Source organism: Anaeromyxobacter sp. SG66 (assembly GCF_022690805.1).
Lineage (GTDB): Bacteria > Myxococcota > Myxococcia > Myxococcales > Anaeromyxobacteraceae > Anaeromyxobacter > Anaeromyxobacter soli.
Genome location: NZ_JALCZC010000004.1, coordinates 71,980 through 90,209 on the forward strand (window position 1 = coordinate 71,980; position 18,230 = coordinate 90,209).

At 73.3% G+C, this 18,230-nt stretch carries 14 protein-coding genes and 1 tRNA gene; 5 read left to right on the plus strand and 10 right to left on the minus strand.

Translation table 11 applies throughout. The annotated features are described in order from the left end of the window. Positions 1–22 precede the first annotated feature (22 nt). The 4 genes from MNZ39_RS02695 to MNZ39_RS02710 are packed head-to-tail and all read right to left on the minus strand — an operon-like array spanning position 23 to position 5,448. The gene (locus MNZ39_RS02695) at positions 23–787 is read right to left on the minus strand and encodes an MXAN_5187 C-terminal domain-containing protein (protein WP_242334087.1); all 765 of its coding nucleotides are present in this window, start codon (positions 785–787) and stop codon (positions 23–25) included. A gap of 44 nt (positions 788–831) precedes the next feature. Further along, positions 832–1,914, minus strand: a complete 1,083-nt coding sequence (lgt, locus tag MNZ39_RS02700) for a prolipoprotein diacylglyceryl transferase (protein WP_242334090.1) — start codon at positions 1,912–1,914, stop codon at positions 832–834. 58 nt (positions 1,915–1,972) lie between these two features. Next, a complete protein-coding gene (gene lspA, locus MNZ39_RS02705) occupies positions 1,973–2,608 on the minus strand; it encodes a signal peptidase II (protein WP_242334093.1) in 636 nt (211 codons plus the stop codon). Further along, a complete protein-coding gene (locus tag MNZ39_RS02710) occupies positions 2,605–5,448 on the minus strand; it encodes an isoleucine--tRNA ligase (protein ID WP_242334096.1) in 2,844 nt (947 codons plus the stop codon). Before MNZ39_RS02710 ends, lspA begins: the two co-directional genes overlap by 4 nt. A gap of 118 nt (positions 5,449–5,566) precedes the next feature. On the opposite strand from MNZ39_RS02710, the gene MNZ39_RS02715 reads away from it, so the two are divergent. The 5 genes from MNZ39_RS02715 (at position 5,567) to MNZ39_RS02735 (ending at position 11,850) form a co-directional block, all read left to right on the plus strand. Further along, on the plus strand, positions 5,567–6,556 hold the full coding sequence (locus MNZ39_RS02715; protein ID WP_242334099.1) for a RimK family alpha-L-glutamate ligase: 990 nt from the start codon (positions 5,567–5,569) through the stop codon (positions 6,554–6,556). An 87-nt stretch (positions 6,557–6,643) separates the two neighbouring features. Further along, positions 6,644–7,312, plus strand: a complete 669-nt coding sequence (locus MNZ39_RS02720) for a DsbA family protein (protein WP_242334103.1) — start codon at positions 6,644–6,646, stop codon at positions 7,310–7,312. Positions 7,313–7,525: 213 nt separating this feature from the next. Continuing rightward, positions 7,526–8,740 carry a hypothetical protein gene (locus MNZ39_RS02725; protein ID WP_242334106.1) on the plus strand — a complete coding sequence of 405 codons (1,215 nt, stop codon included), beginning with the start codon at positions 7,526–7,528 and terminating at the stop codon, positions 8,738–8,740. A gap of 151 nt (positions 8,741–8,891) precedes the next feature. After that, a complete protein-coding gene (locus MNZ39_RS02730; protein ID WP_242334109.1) occupies positions 8,892–10,928 on the plus strand; it encodes a heterodisulfide reductase-related iron-sulfur binding cluster in 2,037 nt (678 codons plus the stop codon). A 7-nt stretch (positions 10,929–10,935) separates the two neighbouring features. Beyond that, on the plus strand, positions 10,936–11,850 hold the full coding sequence (locus tag MNZ39_RS02735) for an alpha/beta fold hydrolase (protein WP_242334111.1): 915 nt from the start codon (positions 10,936–10,938) through the stop codon (positions 11,848–11,850). A 71-nt stretch (positions 11,851–11,921) separates the two neighbouring features. On the opposite strand, the gene MNZ39_RS02740 is transcribed toward MNZ39_RS02735, so the two are convergent. The 6 genes from MNZ39_RS02740 to recF all read right to left on the minus strand — a co-directional run bounded on the left by MNZ39_RS02740 (position 11,922) and on the right by recF (position 18,224). Then, a complete protein-coding gene (locus MNZ39_RS02740; protein ID WP_242334114.1) occupies positions 11,922–12,722 on the minus strand; it encodes a hypothetical protein in 801 nt (266 codons plus the stop codon). 7 nt (positions 12,723–12,729) lie between these two features. Beyond that, positions 12,730–13,239 carry an archaemetzincin gene (locus MNZ39_RS02745; protein WP_242334118.1) on the minus strand — a complete coding sequence of 170 codons (510 nt, stop codon included), beginning with the start codon at positions 13,237–13,239 and terminating at the stop codon, positions 12,730–12,732. Positions 13,240–13,301: 62 nt separating this feature from the next. Continuing rightward, positions 13,302–13,375: transfer RNA gene (locus MNZ39_RS02750), tRNA-Gln, on the minus strand. Positions 13,376–13,475: 100 nt separating this feature from the next. Next, on the minus strand, positions 13,476–14,471 hold the full coding sequence (locus MNZ39_RS02755; RefSeq protein ID WP_242334120.1) for a 3-oxoacyl-ACP synthase III family protein: 996 nt from the start codon (positions 14,469–14,471) through the stop codon (positions 13,476–13,478). 68 nt (positions 14,472–14,539) lie between these two features. Next, on the minus strand, positions 14,540–16,957 hold the full coding sequence (gene gyrB / locus MNZ39_RS02760; RefSeq protein WP_308197059.1) for a DNA topoisomerase (ATP-hydrolyzing) subunit B: 2,418 nt from the start codon (positions 16,955–16,957) through the stop codon (positions 14,540–14,542). Between the two features lie 157 nt (positions 16,958–17,114). Beyond that, positions 17,115–18,224: a DNA replication/repair protein RecF gene (gene recF, locus MNZ39_RS02765; RefSeq protein ID WP_242334122.1), complete on the minus strand. Its 1,110-nt coding sequence runs from the start codon at positions 18,222–18,224 to the stop codon at positions 17,115–17,117. Positions 18,225–18,230: the final 6 nt, after the last annotated feature.

The following is an 18,230-nucleotide window of genomic DNA, read 5'->3' on the forward strand; positions in this document are numbered from 1 at the left end:
GGGACGCGGCCCGCCGCGCGGCCTAGACCTTCGGGATCGCCTTCAACACGGCGCGCCCGTCCTTCACCTCGACCTTGAAGTCGACGGACCTCGCCTTGAAGCGCGTCATGAGCTCCGGGACCTGCTTCGCGACGCTCCTCGCGACCGCCTCGTAGGTGAGGCGCGAGACGTCCTCGTTGCACTGCTTCTTCGCGGCGACGTAGGCCTCGTAGAGCGCCCGGAGCTGCGCCTCGCCGACGCCGCCGGGCGCCGGGGTCCGCGCCGGGGCCGGCTGCCGCGTGCGGGCGGGCACCGCGGGCGGGCTCGCGGCCGCGGCGGGTTCGACGGGCGCCGGGCCCGATCCTTCGGCGGCCGCCTTCCCGCTCGCCTCCTGCGCGCGCTCGGCCTTGGCGCGAGCGTGCAGCCGCGCCTTGAAGAGATCGCGCTTGTAGGTCCCCTCCTCGCGCTCGCGCGCGCTGCGCATCCAGAGCCGCTCGTACGACAGGTAGCGCGCGTGGAGCGCCTGGATGCGGAAGCGCAGCCCGGCGTTCCGCGTGAACGCGCCCTTCACCCGCGCCACGTTGCGCTTCAGCTCCTCGCGCCAGCGCACCGGCTCGCGCCGCTCGATGCCGAGGAAGTACTGCTCGTAGCGGGCCTTGAGGGTCTCGAGCTCCTCCTCGAGCCCCTGCACCGCCTCGGCGAGCTCGTCCTTGCCGCGGCGCGACCTCGAGAGCGGATCCTCGGCGCCCAGCGCGCCCTTCGCGAGCGGAGCACCGGGACGTGCGGGCGGCTTCGGCGGGACGGGCACGCGCGGAGTCTATCGGCCGCGCGCGGAGGCGATCAACGTTCCCGCTACTGCGCGCCCGCCGCGGCGATCGCGGGGCGCTCCTTGCGCGCACCCACCCACACCGCGACGCCCACCGCGAGGATCACGAACGACGTCCACTGGCCGGCGCCGAGGCCCAGGTAGACGCCGCGCTCCACGTCGCCGCGGAAGAGCTCGACGACCGTGCGCAGCACCGCGTAGGCGAGGAGCCAGCTCGCGAGCACCTGGCCGTGAAAGCGCTTGCGGGGCCGGATGACGAGGGCGAGGAGGAGGAACAGGGCGAGCTCGCCGAACGCCTCGTAGAGCTGGGTTGGGTGGAGCGGGAGCGTCGTCGCCCAGCCGGCGGCGAGGTAGTGCGCCGGCTCCGGGCGCTCGAGGAACGTCTTGTAGGCGAGCGACTCCGGCGGGAAGCGCACCGCCCAGGGCAGCGACGGATCCGCGAGCCCGCCCCAGCAGCACCCCGCGCAGAAGCAGCCGAGCCGGCCGAGGAAGTGGCCGAAGGCGACCGAGGTGATGAGCGTGTCGGCGTGGGCGAGGAACGGCATCCGGTGCCGGCGCATGTAGATCGCGGCCGCGAGCGCCGCGCCGATGAAGCCGCCGTAGAAGACGAGGCCGCCCTCCCAGATCGCGAGGACACGCGGGATCCGCCCGAGGGGCGTCGCGACGAAGGCGCTGCCTGAGCCGAAGTACGTGCCGGCGTTCACGAGGATGAAGTAGACGCGGCTCCCGGCGAGCGCGGCGACGAGCACCCAGAACGCGAGGTCGGCGAGCCGCTCGGCGTCCTGGCCGACCCGGCGCGCCTCGCGCTGCGCGAGCCAGATGCCGATGACGAACGCCGCGGCGATGAGGAGGCCGTAGGCGTGGACGGGCAGCCGGAGCTCCCGGTCGAGCAGCCCCGCGCGCCAGAGGGCGAGCACCGCGGCGGCGAGCGCGAGGCTCGAGAGCCCGTCCGCGCGGAAGGCCTGGCCGACCGAGAGCGGCTCGTCCGCGCGCCGCGCCGCGCGGAGCCGCGACGCCGCGCGTCCGACGACCGAGATGACCAGCACCGCCAGCGCCACGAGCTTGCCGAGGCCCGCGGGGACGACGAGGTGGAGGAGGATGGGGTGCATTCGGATCCCTTCGGCGCGGGCCCGCGCCGGCGGCCCGCGCGCGGACGCACCGCCGGCGCTAGGCGCCCGTGGACGCGCGCCGGTCGCCCTCGGAAGCGGCGCCGCTCGCCTGGGCCGCCTTGCCGGAGCCGGGGTGGAGGACCAGCATCGCCACGCCCACCACGATGAGCGAGTCGGCGACGTTGAAGGTCGGCCAGCGGATGTCCGGCCGGTTCCACCAGTACCACTCGACGAAGTCGATCACGTAGCCGCGGGCGAGCCGGTCGAGGAAGTTCCCCACCGCGCCGGAGAGCACGAGCGCGAGCGCGACCTGGAGGTAGCGCTGCTCGGGACGCAGCCTGCGGAAGTAGTAGAGGATGAAGGCCACTGCGCCGAGCGAGACGAGCGTGAAGAAGCCGTTGCGGAAGCGCTCCGAGTGCCCGCGGAAGAGCCCCCAGGCGGCGCCCGGGTTCTCCACGTAGTTCATGCGCCAGACCGGCCGCCACACGTAGTACGGCTCGGTCGAGATCTCCTCGAGGTGCTCGTGCTCGAGGAACCCCGCCACCCGCTCCCCGAGCGACTGCGCGCCGGTCCGGTCGAACAGGGTGGTGAGCCGCTCGACGGCCAGGTACTTCGTCCACTGGTCCACCGCGACGAGCGAGACGAAGAGGAGGGCGAGGAGCGCCCACTTGGAGAACGGCCGGCTCGCGCTCATCGCAGGGCGCCCGCGCACTTGCCGCAGAGGGTGGGGTGGGCCGGGTCGATGCCGCGATCGTCGGCGTAGATCCAGCACCGCTCGCACTTCTCGCCCGGCGCGCGCTCGACCTCGACGGCCGCGGGGCCGTCGGCGAGGGTCACCCGCGAGACGATGAGCAGCGTCGGCAGCTCGGCCTTCGCCTCCTCGAGGAGGGCGCGCGTCTCGCCCTCGGCGCGGATCGTCACGGCGGCCTCCAGGCTCTTCCCGATGAGCCCCGCCCGCCGCGCCTCCTCGAGCTTCTTCTGCACGGAGGCGCGGACCTCGAAGAGCTTCCCGTAGCGGGCCTCCAGCGCCTCCGCGTCCGCGGGGCGCGCGCGGGTGGGGAGCCCGGCGAGGAACACGCTCTCGGCGGGCTTGCCCGGCAGGTGCCCCCACGCCTCGCTCGCGGTGAACGACAGCACCGGCGCGAGGAGCCGCAGCACGTCCTGGCAGACGAGCCAGAGCGCGGTCTGCGCCGAGCGCCGGGGCTTGCCGTCCTTCTTCCAGGTGTAGAGCCGGTCCTTGATGATGTCGAAGTAGAGGGCGGACAGGTCCACCGCGCAGAGCTGCATCGTCGCGTGGTAGGCGAGGTGGAACTCGTACTCCTCGTACGCCGCCTTCACCTTCTCGTCCCAGGCGGCGAGCTTCGCGAGCGCCCAGCGGTCGAGCGGCTCGAGCTCCTCGAGCGGCACCGCGTCGCGGGCCGGGTCGAAGCCGTCGAGCGCGCCGAGCATGTAGCGCACCGTGTTGCGGATCTTGGTGTAGCCCTCGGCGAGGCCGGCCACGATCTCGGCGGAGATGCGCACGTCGTCGCGGTAGTCGGCGGCCGACACCCACAGGCGCAGGATGTCCGCGCCGTACCTCTTGATGATCTCCTCGGGCGCGACGGTGTTCCCGAGGCTCTTCGACATGGCCTTGCCCTGGCCGTCGAGCACGAAGCCGTGGGTGAGCACCCCGCGGTAGGGGGCCTGGCCGCGGATGGCGACCGAGGTGAGGAGCGAGGAGTGGAACCAGCCGCGGTGCTGGTCGGAGCCCTCGAGGTAGAGGTCCACCGGCACGCCGAAGCCGCGCTTCGCGGCCACCGCCGCCCAGGAGACGCCCGAGTCCCACCACACGTCGAGGATGTCCTGCTCGCGGCGGAACTCGGCCTTGCCGCACTTCGGGCAGGCCTCGCCCTGCGTGAAGTCGGCCGGGGCGTGGCGGTACCAGGCCTCGATGCCCTCCGCCTCGAACGCCTGCGCGACCCGCTCCATCACCGGCGGCGAGACGAGCGGCTCGGCGCAGCCCTCGCAGTAGAAGACCGGGATCGGCACGCCCCAGGTGCGCTGCCGGGACAGGCACCAGTCCGGGCGGTTCTCGATCATCCCGTAGATGCGCTCGCGCCCCCAGCGCGGGATCCACTGCACGCGGTCGATAGCGTCGAGCGCCTTCTTGCGCAGCCCGTCGTGCTCGAGGGAGAGGAACCACTGGTCGGTGGCGCGGAAGACCACCGGGTTGTGGCAGCGCCAGCAGTGCGGGTAGCTGTGGCGGAGGGAGGCCTTGGGGTCGGAGAGGAGGTGCCCCGAGGCCTGCAGGTCCGCCACGATCTCCGCGTTCGCCTCGAAGATCTTCTTGCCCGCGTACTTGCCGGCCTCCGCCGTGAAGCGGCCGGCGCCGTCCACCGGGTTCAGGACTTCGAGCCCGTAGGCGAGGCCGACCTGGTAGTCCTCGGCGCCGTGGCCGGGCGCGGTGTGCACGAGCCCGGTGCCGGCCTCGAGGGTCACGTGCTCGCCGAGGATCACCGGCGACTCGCGGCCCATGAACGGGTGGCGGTAGGTGAGCCCCTCGAGCGCCTTGCCGTCGAGGTAGGCGAGGATCCGCTCGGGGTGGACGAGGTGCGCGCTCGGCACGAGCCCGCCCCCGCCGGTCGCGGCGGCGTGCGCGTCGGGGGAGTGCGCGACGGGCACGTCCTTCACCGCGAGCTCTTCCGGCGCGCAGTCGGCGAGGAAGCGGGTGAGGAGGTCCTTCGCGACGACGAGCACCTGCCCGCGCAGCTCGTAGGCGACGTAGGTGAACTCGGGGTGCGCCGCGACCGCCAGGTTGGCGGGGAGCGTCCAGGGGGTGGTGGTCCAGATGACGAGGCGCGCCTTCTTCCCGGCGAGCTTCGCGTCGGGGAGCGGGGAGACGAGGTCGAAGGCCACGTAGATCGAGGGCGAGGTGTGGTCCTCGTACTCGACCTCCGCCTCGGCGAGCGCGGTGCGATCGGTGACGCACCAGTAGACCGGCTTCTTGCCGCGGAAGAGGAACCCCTTCTCCGCGGCGCGCGCCAGCGTCCGGACGATCTCCGCCTCGTACCCCTTCGACATGGTGGTGTACGGGTCGTCCCAGCGGCCGAAGACGCCGAGCCGCTTGAACGACTCGCGCTGCCGCTCGATCCACTTCTGGGCGTAGGCGCGGCACGCCTCGATGATCTGGGCGCGGTCCATGTCGCGCTTCTTCGGCCCGAGCTCCTTGTCCACCTTGAGCTCGATGGGGAGCCCGTGGCAGTCCCAGCCCGGCACGTAGTCCGCCACCTCGCCCTTGAGGTTGCGGTACTTCACCACCACGTCCTTCAGGATCTTGTTGAGCGCGTGGCCGATGTGGATGTCGCCGTTCGCGTAGGGCGGCCCATCGTGGAGCACGAAGCGCTTCGCGCCCGGCCGCTCCGCGTTCGAGGCGACGAGGCGCTGGAAGATCGTCTGCTCCTCCCAGCCGCGCAGGATCTCGGGCTCCCGCTGCGGCAGGTTCGCCTTCATCGGGAACGCGGTCTTCGGGAGGTTGACGGTGTCCTTGTAGTCCACGGCATTTTCCTCTGGGAAACCAGGGGTTCTAGCAGCGCGGCGGGAGTTTCTCAACGAACCGCTGCGCGCGGGCGCTCCATTGCGGGCCGGACGACGCGCCGCTAACCTTCCCCGCCTCATGCCGCCCCCCCGCAGGAACGGAACGCGACCCCGCGCGCGCCGCCGTCGCGCGACTGCTCCAGGCGAGGGGCTCGGCGTCGCGATCCTCTCGCGCAACGCGAAGCTCTACTCGACGCGGAGGCTCGTGGAGGCCGCGACCGCGCTCGGCCACGCGCCGCGCGTGCTCGACACCCTCCGCTGCAACATGGTGCTCGGCCGCGACCGTCCGCGGATCTTCTACGGCGGCGAGGAGGTCCTCGCGACCGACCTCCACGTGGTCATCCCGCGCATCGGCGCCTCCATCACCGGCTACGGCCTCTCGGTGGTGAACCAGTTCGACATGATGGGCGTGCCGGTCCTCAACAACGCCATCCCCATCGCCCGCTCGCGCGACAAGCTCCGCGCGCTGCAGCTCCTCTCGCGCTTCGGCATCGACATCCCGCGCACGGTGATGTGCCGCTACCGCGACGAGGTCCCCCAGGCGGTGGAGATGGTGGGCGGCCTGCCCTGCATCATCAAGCTCATCCAGGGGACGCAGGGCGTGGGCGTCATGATCGCCCACACCTCCGCCGAGGTGGAGGGCATGCTCGACACGCTCTGGACGCTCGGCCAGGAGATCCTCCTGCAGGAGCTCGTGGCCGAGTCGCGCGGCAAGGACGTGCGGGCGCTCGTCGTGGGCGATCACGTGGTGGCCGCCATGCGGCGCACCGCGCGCGCGGGCGAGTTCCGCTCCAACATCCACCGCGGCGGCGTGGCCGAGGCGGTCGCGCTCGAGCGCGAGTTCGCCGAGGTGGCGGTGAAGGCCGCGCGCGTGATGGGGCTCGAGGTCGCCGGCGTCGACATGCTGGAGGCGCGCACCGGCCCGAAGATCATGGAGGTCAACTCCTCGCCCGGCTTCGAGGGGCTGGAGGCCGCCACCGGCGTGGACATCGCCACGGCCTACGTGTCGCACGCCGTCGAGTACGGCCACGCCCGCCACTCCGGCTACGTGGGCGGCCACCTCGTGTGAGTGGAGGTGGGGAGCGGCCAGGCGAGCAGGCCAGCCCGCGGACGCCCCTTCAACAAACGGATCGCGGCATCTAGAATCCGCGCAACCGTGCCACCTCGAACCCCGCCCGTCGAGCCCATCCCGCTCGTCCTGTACGAGGATCCGCTCTCTCCCTGGTGCCTCGTCGCCGAGAAGCGCATCGCCGCCGCGCTCGCCGACCTCGAGCGCACCTACGAGCCGCTCCGCCACGAGCCGTTCCCGCTGCGCCTCGAGCCGCGCGCGATGTCGCGGACCGAGCGTGAACGGCTCGCCCGCGCCGCGCGGCGCGCCGCGAAGGAGCCCGAGGCGCAGGGCATCACGCCCGACCTGTGGCTCTCGCAGGATCCGCCGCTCTCGTCCATCCCGCCCCTCGCCGCGCTCGCCGCCGCGCGGCTCCAGGGCGCCGGGAGCGAGGAGGCGCTCCGCACCGCGCTCCGCCAGGCGGCCCTCTTCCGCGGGGTGAACGTGTCGCGCCGGGACGTCCTCTACGAGCTCGCCGGGTGCGCCGGCCTCGACGTCTCGCGTTTCGCCTGCGCGCTCGCGACCCCCTCGACCGAGCGGCGCGTGCGCGCTCGCTACGAGGAGGCGGTGGACCGCGGCGTCGAGGTCGCGCCCGCCCTCGTCGTGGGCGAGGAGTGGCTCGTCGCCGGACCGCGCTCCGCCGACGAGTACCGCGAGATCCTGGAGCGGTACGCGCGGGTGCGCCACGGCCTCCCGCTGGCGCGCGTCATTCACTGAGCGTTCCGCCGAGTGTGCCCGCGCCCGTGCGCGGCGGGCACGCCCACATCCCCCGCAGCCGCGGCGCGCCGCGCTCCCGCACGCTTTTCCGGTCGCGGGCTCGCCCGGCACGCGCGTTGCGACTACGCTCGCCGCGGGGTGCGCGAGGCGCCCCGGTGAATGCCGACGCCCGCCGCGCGTCGATCGAGCGAGCCCTCGCGAAGGAGTTCCCCGATGAAGCGCCTCCTCCTCGCCGCCACCTTCGCCGCCCTCGCCACCGGGTGCGTCGTCGACACCGCGGCGAGCCGGCCGGTCTACTCACCTCCGCCCCCTCCTGCGCCCATGCCCGCGCCCGCGCCGCCCCGCGTCGCGGTGGTCTGGTACGAGGGCCAGCACTTCGTGCCCGACGCGTTCGGCGGCGGCTGGTGCTACGAGGAGGGACCGCACCGGCACGACTACGCCCCCGACCGCCTCGACGAGTACGACGTCTACGACGGCGCCTACTCCTACCGCGGCCCGTACGTGTTCTCGTACTACGGCGGGCACCCGGTGCCCGGTCGCGGCTGGTGCTACATGCGCGGGCCGCACAACCACGAGTACTACCCGCCGAGCGGGCCGGACTTCGCGTGGAACCGCGGTCGCGGCTTCGTGTTCCGCGGCGCGTGGCGCCCGAACCGCCCGCCGCCGCCGAGCTACTGGCCGGTGGTCGCGCCCGCCCGGCGTCCGGCGCCGCGTCCGGCCTACGACGATCGCCGCCCGGCCTATCCCGGCTACGACGACCGGCGCCCGGCTCCCGCGCCGCAGCCCGGCTACCCGGCGCCGCGTCCCGCCCCCTATCCCGCGCCTTCGTACCCGGCCCCGCGCCCCGCGCCGCTGCCCGCGCCGGCCCCCGCCCCGGCGCCGAGCTATCCGCCGTACCCGCAGCCGGACCGCCCCGGCCACTCCGAGGACGCCCCCGGTCACGGCAACCTCCCGCCCGGCCACGGCGGGACGCCGCCCGGGCATGCCTCCCCGGCACCGGCTCCCTACCCGCAGCCGCCGGCTCCCGCGCCCTATCCGACGCAGGACCGACCCGGCCGCTCCGACGACGCCCCCGGCCACGGCAACCTCCCGCCCGGCCACGCCGCGCCGGCCTACCCGCAGGCGCCGGCTCCGGCTCCGACCCCGCCGGCGGGCCGGCCGGGCCGCGGCGACGACGATCGCGACCACGGCTCGACGCCCGGCCGCGCCGCCTCTCCCGCGCAGGCGCCGTCCTCGCCCGGCAACAGCGGCGCCGCCCCGGGCCACGGCGGCACTCCGCCCGGCCAGGCCGCGCCCGCCCCCGCCCCGAGCGGCCGTCCGGACCGCGCCGGCCCCCGCGGCAACGGCAATGGCAACGGCCGCGGGCAGGGCGGGGACAAGAAGGGCGACGACGACGAGAAGGACGGCCGGGGCAACGGCCGGCGCTGAAAGCCGGCATAGCACCGGGTGAAGGTCGAGACGCCTGGAGGCCGCCCGTCCGCGGGCGGCCTCTTCGCTTCCCGACATGGCATTTTCGCCCCCCCGCCGTGACCGCTGCGGCGACTTGCCGGGCCCGAGCGGGGTGATAGCGTGCCGCGTCATGAGCCCCTTCCTCACGGCCGCGATGCTCGTCTTCGCGCTCGCGTTCTTCGCGTTCACGATGCTCCAGAGGATCGCGCCGCTCCTCGCGCTCCGGCGCGACGACCGGCTCTCGCGGACCGGCGAGCGGCTCGCGACGCTCCTCCGCTTCGGCCTCGGCCAGAAGCGGCTCGTCGATCCGGAGGAGCGCGGCCCGGGCCTCCTCCACGTCGTCATCTTCGCGGCGTTCCTCGTGCTCGCGCTGCGCACGATCACGATGTTCGGGATGGGCTTCTCCGAGGGGTTCCACCTGCCGCTCCTCGCGCCGGAGGCCCCGTTCGGCCGCGTGTACGGCCTCGTGAAGGACCTCGTCCTGCTCGCGGCGCTGGTGGGCGTGGCCGGGTTCCTCTGGCGGCGGCTCGTCACGAAGCCGGACCGGGTGACGCTCTCGACCGAGGGCGTCGTGATCCTGCTCTTCATCGCCGGCCTCATGGTGACGGACCTCGTGTTCGAGGGGTCGGAGCTCCTCTCGCGCGGCGCGCCCGGCTCCGCGTGGGGACCGGCCGGCGCGCTCGGCCGCGCGCTCCTCGCGCCGCTCCCGGCGGGCCAGGCGCACGCGCTCGGCGTCCTCGCCTTCTGGCTGCACCTCGCCCTCATCCTCGTGTTCCTGAACGTCCTCCCGTTCGGGAAGCACTTCCACATCATCACCGGCCTCCCGAACGTCTTCTTCGCGCGGCTCCCCCCCGCCGTCGCGCTCCGCAAGCTCGACCTCGAGGCGGAGGACGCGAGCTTCGGGACCGCGACCGTGAAGGACCTGTCGTGGAAGGAGGCCTGGGACGTCTACAGCTGCACCGAGTGCGGGCGCTGCCAGACGCACTGCCCGACCTACGTCACCGGCAAGCCCCTCTCGCACAAGGAGGTGAACCGGTCGATCCGGCACCACCTCGCGGAGGTGGCCCCCGCGCTCACCGCCGCGGCCCGGGCAAAGGACCCTGCCGCGCGCGACGCCGCGCTCGCCGGGCTCCCGCCCATCACCTCGGTCATCCCGCCGGAGACGTTCTGGGCCTGCACCACCTGCGGCTGGTGCGAGACGGCCTGCCCGGTCCTCATCGAGAACATCCCGCGCCTCGTGGACATGCGCCGCCAGCAGGTGCTCGTCGAGTCGGCCTTCCCGGACGAGGCGGCCCGGGTGTTCAAGGGCATCGAGACGCAGGGGAACCCCTGGGGCATCGGCTCGAACAAGCGCACCGAGTGGTGCGAGGACCTCGACGTGCCGCGCGCCGCGGCCGGCGAGCCGTTCGAGTACCTGTTCTTCGTGGGCTGCGCCGGCGCGTTCGACGACCGCCAGAAGAAGGTCTCGCGCGCCATCGTGCGGATCCTCCGCGAGGCGAAGGTCTCGTTCGCCATCCTCGGCGAGGAGGAGACCTGCAACGGCGAGGCGGCCCGCCGCCTCGGCAACGAGTACCTGTTCCAGCTGCAGGCGCAGGCGAACGTGGACACGCTGAACGGCTACGGCGTGAAGAAGATCCTCGTCCAGTGCCCGCACTGCCTCAACACGATCAAGAACGAGCTGCCGCAGTTCGGCGGGCGCTACGAGGTCGTGCACCACGCCGAGCTCATCGCGAAGCTCGTGGCCGACGGGAGGCTCACGCCCGGCGCGGCCGAGGGGCTCGGGCCCGTCACCTTCCACGACCCGTGCTACCTCGCGCGCTGGAACGGCGTCACCGAGGCGCCCCGCGAGGCGCTCGGCGCCGTCGCGGGCGTGAAGCTCGTCGAGATGGAGCGCAACCGCCGGCAGGGCTTCTGCTGCGGCGCCGGCGGCGGCCGCTTCTGGCTCGAGGAGAAGCTCGGCACGCGGGTGAACCAGGACCGGGTGGAGGAGGCGGCCCGGACGCTCGGCGAGACCGGCGGCGTCATCGCCACCGGCTGCCCGTTCTGCCTCACCATGATGAAGGACGGCGTGAACGAGACCGGCCGCGAGGAGAAGCTGAAGGTCCTGGACGTCGCCGAGATCGTCGCGCTCGGGCTCCCCGCCGCGCGCGCGCCGCGCGAAGGGTAGGGGATTCGTGGAGCGGCTCCCCGCCCCGCCGCTCCCGCCGTTCCTCGCCCGGGCGCTCCCGTTCGAGCGCTCGGTGGTCGTCGCCGGCGGCCTCGCCCTGCACGTCATGGAGGCGGGTCCCGCCGGCGCGCCGCCGGTCGTGCTCCTCCATGGGAACCCGACCTGGAGCTTCCTCTGGCGCGAGGTCGCCCACGGGCTCCGCGACGCGCCGCTCCGCCTCGTCATGCCGGATCTCCCCGGCCTCGGCCTCTCCGAGAAGCCGCGCGACCCGCGCTTCCACACGCTCGAGAACCACGCCCGCGTGATGGGCGCCTTCCTCGACGCGGTCGTCCCCGGCCGCTTCGTCCTCGCCGTGCACGACTGGGGCGGCCCCATCGGCCTCGCCGCCCTCGCCGATCGCCCGGGGCGGCTCGCGGGGCTCGTCGTCACGAACACCGGCGTCGGACCCCCGCGCCCGGGCTCCCGCAAGACCGCCTTCCACCGCCTCGCGAACCTGCCCGTCCTCCCCGCGCTCCTCTTCCGGCTCCTCGGCTTCCCGCAGAACGCGCTCCACCTCGCGCAGGCCGATCGCCGCTCGATCCGCGGAGACGTCGCGCGCGCCTACCGCTGGCCGCTGCGGCGGCTCCGCGATCGCACGGCGCCCCTCGCCCTCGCGCGGATGGTCCCGCTGCGCCCCGATCACCCATCCGTCGCCGGCCTCGAGCGCGCGCTCGCCGTCGCGACCGCCTTCGACGGCCCGGCCGCGGTGGTGTGGGGCGAGCGCGATCCGGTGCTCGGCCGCGCGCTCCGCGGCGTCGCCTCGGCGCTGCCCCGGGCGTGCGTGACGCGCCTCTCCGCCGGCCACTATCCGCAGGAGGAGGCGCCGGGGCCCATCGCCGACGCCATCCGGGACGTGGCGCGGCGCGCGGGCTTCCTGCGCTGAGCGCGGACTCGTGGGCGGCCGTGCAGCCGGGCCTCGCGTCGGCGGGAGCGTCGCGCGGAGCTGGCCGCCGGCTAGCGACCGACCGCTCGCGGGAACGCCGCCGCCGCAGCGTCGAGCCGGCGCGTCACCTCGCGCTCGAACAGCTCGAGGTCGTTCCCGGAGCGCGGGTCCGCGCCCACGCAGGTGAGGATCTCGTCGTAGGGCGACGGCGCGGCGCCCAGGGCCTCGTAGTCGATGCGGCGCGGCACCGGCTCCCCGTCCCTGCCCGGCCGGAACGCCCCGAAGAGCCCCTCCGAGCCGGGGGCGAGCTCCTCCTTGAGGGCGAAGAGCCGCCGCAGCGCGGAGCGGAACGGCGCGTGCTCGAGGTGGCGGAGCTCCACCCTCGCCCCGGTGCGCGCCGACACGCCCGCGAGCGCCGCGCGCAGGAACGGCACGTCCGTCACGACGAGCCCGTAGAGGTGGAAGTCGTCCGCGAGGGCGCGGTCGAGGAGCGCCGCCTCCTCCTCCGCAAGCCAGGCGTGGCTCGGGCAGAGGAACGCGTCGCAGGTGGTGACGTCATAGGCGCCGCAGTCGCGCAGGTCGGCGCCGCCGGTCGCGAGCGGGTGGGCGAGGCAGCCGACGCGCGTCTCCGCCGCGTCGAGGAAGCCGAGCAGCGGGCAGATCCGCACCGACGGGAACAGCGGCGCGGGCGAGTCGGCGGCGATGGCCGCCGCGGCGGCGCGGAACGCCGCGGGCGTCCGCGGCACGCGGGCGAGCGCGCGGCTGCGCCGGGAGAGCTCCGCGCGCAGGCCCTCGCGGGAGAGGTCGCGGCCGTTGTAGAGCCCGCAGCACGCGCCGCAGCTCGACCGCTCCGTCTGGCAGAGCCGCCGCACCGCGGCGTCACCCCTCCGAGCCGAGCGCGGCGCGGCAGCTCGCGCACAGGCCGGGGCCCTTGCGGTCCGAGTCGGCGGCGTCGCGGGAGACGAACATGGCGCAGCGGTAGTCCGCGCAGTGCGAGAGGCCGAGGAGGTGGCCGGTCGCGTGGACGGTCTCGACCTGCGCGCGCCGCCGGACCTCCGCGGGCGCCCCGTGCGAGAGCCGCGCGAGCGAGAAGATCGCCGCCCCCGCGTCGCGGTCGGCGTCGCCGATGACGTAGGGCGCGTCGGGGAGGAACAGATCGACGTCGGTGATCCCCACCACCGGGACCGGCCCGCTCCCGCCCGTGCGCAGCGAGGCGAGGCGGCGGAGGATCGAGGTGGCGTGGTACTGGCCGCGCGCCTCGTTGAACGCGTAGCGCGGTCGGTCGAGCGAGGGGCCGTTCTTCGCGGCGACCCCGAGCACCTCGCGCAGCGCCTGGGCCGCCTCGGCGACGACCTTCGGGCTCACCTCGCCGAGCGGCACGAGGAGCACGTGGCTCGGGCGCGCCAGCGCCTTCAGCTCCGCGCGCGCGCTGCCGGGCCTCGGGCCGGAGTTGGCTGAGGCGGAAGGATTCGAACCTTCATACGCGGATCCAAAGTCCGCAGTCCTGCCGTTGGACGACGCCTCATCGTTGCGACGCACGGGCGGCCTGCTTTTCCTCGCTGCGCTTCCCCGGCGCGGGTTTCCTCTCGACGGCGCGGGCGGGAATCCTCCCGCGCGGCAGCGACCTACCAGCGTACCAGGGCACTCCCCCAGGTGAAACCCGCCCCGAACGCACAGAGCCCGACGAGGTCCCCGCGCGAGACCCCGCGCTCCTCGACGGCCTCGGCGAGCGCGATGGGGATGGAGCCCGCGGTGGTGTTCCCGTACTTCTGGATGTTGTTGAAGACCTGGGCGTCCTCGAGCTCGAGGCTGCGCTGCACCATCTGCGCGATGCGCAGGTTCGCCTGGTGCGGCACGAGCACCTTCAGGTCCTTCGGGGTCAGGCCGTGCTGGTCGAGGGCGCGCCGCACCACCTCCGGCATCTTGGAGATGGCGTGCTTGAAGACCTTCTGCCCCTCCATGTGCGGGTAGATCGCGCCCGACTCGATGTGCGCGACCTGCACGCGCGGGTGGTACTTGGAGCCCGGCGCGTCGGTCCAGAGCTCCTTCGCGAAGCGGCCGTCGGCGTGGAGGTGCACCGAGAGCACGCCGCGGCCCGGGTCGTCGGTCGCCTCGAGGAGGGCCGCGCCGGCGCCGTCGCCGAAGATCACCGCCACGTCCCGGCCGCGGGTCGACACGTCGAGGCCGGTGGAGTGGATCTCCGAGCCGACGAGCAGGATGCGGCGGTACACGCCGGCGCGGATCCAGGCGTCGGCGACGGAGAGCCCGTACAGGAAGCCCGAGCACTGGTTGCGGATGTCGAGCGCGGGCACGCCGGGGATGCCCAGCTTCGCGTTGAGGAAGCAGCCGTCGCCCGGGAACATGTGGTCGGGCGAGAGGGAGGCGTAGATGATCGCCTCGATGTCGCCCGCCTTCCAGCCGGCCTTGTCGAGCGCGCGCTTCGTGGCCTCGAAGGCGAGGTCGGAGTTCTCGGTCCCCTCGCGCACCCAGCGCCGCTCCCGGATCCCCGTCCGCTCCTGGATCCACGCGTCGGTGGTCTCCATGTGGCGGGTGAGCTCCTCGTTCGTGACGACGCGGTCGGGGACGAAGGTGCCGAGGGCGGCGAAGGCGGCGCGAGGCATCGCTTGGGTCCTTGCGGTGAGCGCCCCGCGCGAAAGGGGAGGAGCCCTTCGCGCGCGGGCGGCTGCTGTCAGATGTCGAGGTTCTGCACGTCGAGGGCGTGCTTCTCGATGAACTCGCGGCGCGGCTCGACCGCGTCGCCCATGAGCACGCTGAAGACCTCGTCCGCCTCGACGGTGTCGTCGACGCGGACCTGCAGGAGCGTGCGGCGGGTGGGGTCCATCGTCGTCTCCCAGAGCTGCTCGGGGTTCATCTCGCCGAGCCCCTTGTAACGCTGGATGGTCTGGCCCGCCGTGGCGCTCTTCTTGAGCGCCTCCACCGCGGCGAAGACGTCGTCGACCTCCTCCTCGCCCTCGCCGGTCTGGAGCCGGTGCGGGCCGGGGCCGATCTCCGCCACCGCCGCGTAGAGGCCGGCGAGCTCGCCCCACTCCGGGCCGGAGAGGTAGTCGAAGTCGATGCGCGTCGTGCGGGTGGCGCCCGACATGGTGGTCTGGAACACCAGCGCGTCGCAGCCGTGCTCCTCGTCGCGCTCGATCTTGGCGAGGCGCACCTCGAGCTCGGGGTGGAGCTTCTGCGCCCGGTCGTAGATCTTCTGGACCTGCTCCTTCACCTTCTCGTGGTGCTTCAGGAGCTCGAGGTCGAGGTCTCCGAGCTGGACCGCCGCGTCGACGATGCGGCTGTCGCGGCGCCGATCGACGCGGGCGAGGAGCGCGCGGTAGGCGAGCGCCTCCTGCGCGAGGCGCTTCAGGTCGTGCCCCCCCACCACGGTCTCGCCGGAGACCAGCTTCGCCTTGTCCGTGCCGAGGTGGAGCAGGAACTCGTCGAGCGCCGGCTCGTCCTTGAGGTAGCTCTCCTTCTTGCCCTTCTGCACGCGGTAGAGCGGCGGCTGGGCGATGTAGAGGTAGCCCCTCTCGACGAGCTCCGGCATCTGCCGGAAAAAGAAGGTGAGGAGCAGCGTCCGGATGTGCGAGCCGTCGACGTCCGCGTCCGTCATGATCACGATCTTGTGGTAGCGGATCTTGCCGGCGTCGTACTCCTCGGGCCCGATGCCGGTCCCGAGCGCGGTGATCATCGTCGCGATCTCGGCGGACGAGAGCATCTTGTCGAAGCGCGCCTTCTCGACGTTCAGGATCTTGCCCCGCAGGGGGAGGATGGCCTGGATGCGCCGGTCGCGCCCCTGCTTCGCCGAGCCGCCTGCGGAGTCGCCCTCCACGAGGAAGAGCTCGGACTCGCGCGGGTCCTTGGACTGGCAGTCGGCGAGCTTCCCCGGCAGCGAGGCGCCGTCGAGCGCGCCCTTGCGGCGCACCGTCTCGCGCGCCTTGCGCGCGGCGATGCGCGCCCGGGTCGCCTCCGCCACCTTGCCGCAGACGCGCTTCGCGACGTTCGGGTTCTCCTCCAGGAACGCGCCGAGCCGCTCGTTGAGCATGGTCTCGACCATGCTCTTCGCCTCGGTGTTCGAGAGCTTCGTCTTCGTCTGGCCCTCGAAGCTCGCGCCGGGCAGCCGGATGGAGATCACCGCCGCGAGCCCCTCGCGCATGTCGTCGCCGGAGGGCAGCTCGTCCTTCAGGTCCTTGAACAGGTTGTTCTTCTGCCCGTACGCGTTGATGGTGCGGGTGAGGGCGGTCTTGAAGCCGATGAGGTGGGTGCCGCCCTCGTGGTTGTGGATGTTGTTCGCGAAGGCGAAGACCTTCTCGTCGTAGCCGTCGTTCCACTGCAGGGCGATCTCGACGACGGCGGCGCCGCGCTCGGTCTCCACCTCCTGGCGGAGCGAGATGGGGGGCTGGAAGAGCACGTCGCGGCTCTTGTTCAGGTAGGCCACGAACTCGCGGATGCCGTCCTTGAACAGGAACTCGTGCTTCTTGCCGCTCCGCTCGTCGTCGATGGTGATCTTGAGGCCGGCGTTCAGGAAGGCGAGCTCGCGCAGGCGGCCGGAGAGCGTCTCGAAGGAGAAGTCGAACACCTCGAAGATGGTCGAGTCCGGCTTGAAGGTGATCTTCGTGCCGCGCCGCTGCGTCTCGCCGACGGCCGTGACCTTGCCCGCAGGCGTGCCGCGCTCGTAGCGCTGCTGCCAGACCTTGCCGTCGCGGTAGACCTCGGCCTTGAGCCACTCGGAGAGCGCGTTCACGCAGGTGACGCCGACGCCGTGGAGGCCGCCCGACACCTTGTACGCGTTCGACTCGAACTTGCCGCCGGCGTGGAGCTTCGTGAGCACCACGTCGAGCGTGTCCATCCCCTTCACCGTGGGATGAGGGCCGATGGGGATGCCGGAGCCGTTGTCGACGATGGTGATCGAGCGGTCGGCGTGGATCGTGACGTTGATCTCGTTCGCCCGCCCCGCCATCGCCTCGTCGACCGAGTTGTCGACGACCTCGTACACGAGGTGGTGGAGCCCGCGCTCCCCCACGTCGCCGATGTACATGTGCGGGCGCTTGCGGACCGCCTCCAGGCCCTCGAGCACCTTGATCGCGTCGGTTCCGTACTCCTCCACGCCGTTCGTCGGCTGAAGGCTCTTCTCGGCGGTTTCCAGGGGGGTTCCTCCGTCGTTTCCCCGAAGGGTTCCCGCAGCTTAGGCGAGACAGTGGGGTATAGCAGGCAAGGCGGCTGCTGGCAACGTTCCCTTCGTCAACTCAACTTCTCGGATCCACTCAGGAAACGAGCGGCGTGACCACCCCGCGCTCTACCCTATAGAAGGTCGTATCCGGGCCGGCCGCGGGCTCGAGCAGCCGCCGGTCGGTGGTGGTGAGGAACGCCTGCGCCGGCAGGGCAGCCAGGTAGGCGAGCAGGTAGCGGTTCTTGGCGGGATCGAGCTCGGACGACACGTCGTCGAGCAGGAGCAAAGGCGGCCGGCCGAGCGCCGCCCGAAGATTTTCGATCTCGGCGATCTTGAGGGCGAGCACGAGGGCGCGCTGCTGTCCCTGGCTCGCGTAGGCGCGGGCGCCGCGGCCGTCGAGCGCGAGGACGAGCTCGTCCATGTGCGGGCCGGCGGAGGTGAAGCCGCGCTCGCGATCGCGCTCGAGCCGCGCCCCGAGGGCCGCGTCGAGCGCTGCGGCGAGCTCCGCCTCGCTGCCCTCGCCGGAGAGGCCGGCCGAGGGCCGGTACGCGAAGCGCGCGTCCGGCGCGCCCGGGCCGGAGATCTCCCGGAAGGCGGCGCCCACCCGCGGCGCCAGCTCGTCGACGAGGGCCTGCCGGCGGCGCACGAGGCGCGCCCCGGCCCGCGCGAGCGGGGCGCGGAAGCTCGCCTCGACCTCGGCGACCCCGCCGCGCAGGGCGGCATTCCGGGCGCGCAGGGCCCGCACGTAGTCGCGCGCCTCGCCGAGCACCGCCGGCCAGCGGTTGAAGGCGGCCCGGTCGAGGAAGCGGCGGCGACCCTCCGGTCCGCCCTTCACGAGCAAGAGGTCGTCGGGCGCGAAGCAGACGGCGGCGAGCCCCTCGAAGTAGTCGTCGAGCCGCTCCTGCGGCTTTCCGTCGAGGAGCGCCACCCGTCCCCCGGCGGCGACCTGCACCGCCACCCGCCGGACGCCGCCCGGGCCGTCGAAGTCGCCCGCGACCTCACCCCGCTCGGCGCCGTGGCGGACGAGCTCCACGAGGCGCGCCGCCCGCAGGGGCTTCAGCGTGGTGAGGAAGTAGATGGCCTCGAGGAGGTTCGTCTTCCCCTGGCCGTTCTCGCCGAGGAGCACGGTCGCGCGCGGCGAGGGCTCGAGCACGACCTCGGCGAGGTTGCGGAAGTCCTTTACGGCGAGGGAGAGGAGCTTCACCCGGGA